This window comes from Acidithiobacillus sp. TH-A36 (genome assembly GCF_057473445.1).
This window is the reverse complement of record NZ_JBYCKP010000486.1, coordinates 1-1727: the sequence shown is the minus strand read 5'-3', so window position 1 is coordinate 1727 and position 1727 is coordinate 1. Positions and strand designations below refer to the sequence as shown.

The window sequence follows — 1727 nt, the reverse complement described above, 5'->3', positions numbered from 1 at the left end:
GGATCCTTGATGGTTTTACCACTGCCATTACATTGCGGACAGGGGCGCGTCACCGAGAAAAAGCCCTGAACCATCCGCACCTGACCGCGTCCCCCACAGGTGCTGCAATCTTCAACCTTACTGCCCGGTTTTGCCCCGGTACCGTGACAAACATCACAAGGCGCGGAACTGGGAATCTGAATAGTGACCTGTTTGCCCAGTGCGGCTTCTTCCAGCGTCAGATCCAGCTCATAACGCAAATCCGAGCCACGCCCGGAATCCTGACCACGCCCACCGCCGCCAAAAGCCTGTTCAAAAAGATCCCCGAAAATATCTCCAAAGCCAGCGCCACCGCCAAAACCTCCGAAGCCGCCACCAAAACCGCCGCCGGGACCAGCACCACCCTGCACCCCGGCGTGTCCGAAGCGGTCATAAGCCTGACGCTTGGAAGCATCGGACAAGACCTCGTAGGCCTCGCTGATTTCCTTGAAGCGATCTTCCGCACTGGGATCATCGGGATTGCGGTCAGGATGATAGCGCATCGCCAGACGACGGTAGGATTTTTTGATTTCCCCATCGTCGGCGCTGCGGGTAATTTCCAAAATTTCGTAATAATCGCGTGTAGCCATTTTTTATCCTGAAACAGGCAAGGGGACAGGATACCAGATCCTGCCCCCTTATCACCAAAGTCTGAATTACTTTTTATCGACTTCTTCAAACTCCGCGTCGACCACATCATCCGCCTTGGCTTGCCCTTCACCCTGAGCAGTTGCGCCGGGCTCCGCCTGACTGCCTGCCGCACTTTGCAGCAGTGTGGACATGGCCGCCATCAAGGTCGCCACGGCACCTTTGATAGCTTCAGGGTCCTCACCCTTGCTGGCCGTTTCCACCGCCGTAATGGCTTCAGTAACCTTGGCCTTGTCCGCTTCCGGTGCCGATGCCTGTTCAGTCAGCGCCTTGCGTGCGCCGTGAATGCTGGCATCCGCTTCGTTACGGGCTTCAATCAATGCCCGCGCCTTCTTGTCATCAGCCGCATGCGCTTCGGCTTCGGCGACCATCCGCTTGATTTCTTCCTCGGAGAGGCCGGAACCGGCGGTGATCTTGATGGACTGCTCCTTGCCGGTCTGGTTGTCTTTGGCCGACACATGGAGAATACCGTTGGCATCAATATCAAAAGTCACTTCAATCTGCGGCATACCCCGTGGCGCCGGAGCAATATCGGCCAGATCAAAGCGTGCCAGGGATTTGTTATCCCGGGCCAGCTCACGCTCACCCTGCAGAACGTGTACCGTCACCGCCGACTGGTTGTCTTCTGCCGTAGAAAACACCTGGGACTTGCGGGTCGGGATGGTTGTGTTTTTTTCGATCAGCTTGGTCATTACGCCGCCCAGGGTTTCAATACCCAGAGACAGGGGTGTGACGTCCATGAGCAGCACGTCTTTTTTGTCGCCAGACAGCACCGCGCCCTGAATGGCTGCGCCAATGGCCACCGCCTCGTCGGGATTCACATCCTTGCGCGGGTCCTGACCGAAAAAGTCTTTGACCTTTTCCTGAACCTTGGGCATCCGGCTCTGACCACCCACCAGAATCACATCAGTCACCTGACTGGTGGACAGGTTGGCGTCCTTCATGGCAACCCGGCAGGGGGCCATACTGCGGTCAATAATGTCTTCCACCAGAGATTCCAGCTTGGCCCGGGTCAGCTTCATGTTCAGATGCTTGGGACCACTCTGGTCGGCGGTGATGAA

General features: G+C 57.0%; 2 protein-coding genes. Both read right to left on the bottom strand.

The features are described 5' to 3' along the window. A partial coding sequence (locus AC2VLY_RS12415; protein ID WP_486922377.1) for a DnaJ domain-containing protein occupies positions 1-608 on the bottom strand: 608 nt, incomplete at its 3' end. Between the two features lie 66 nt (positions 609-674). Further along, a partial coding sequence (locus AC2VLY_RS12410; protein ID WP_486922376.1) for an Hsp70 family protein occupies positions 675-1727 on the bottom strand: 1053 nt, incomplete at its 5' end.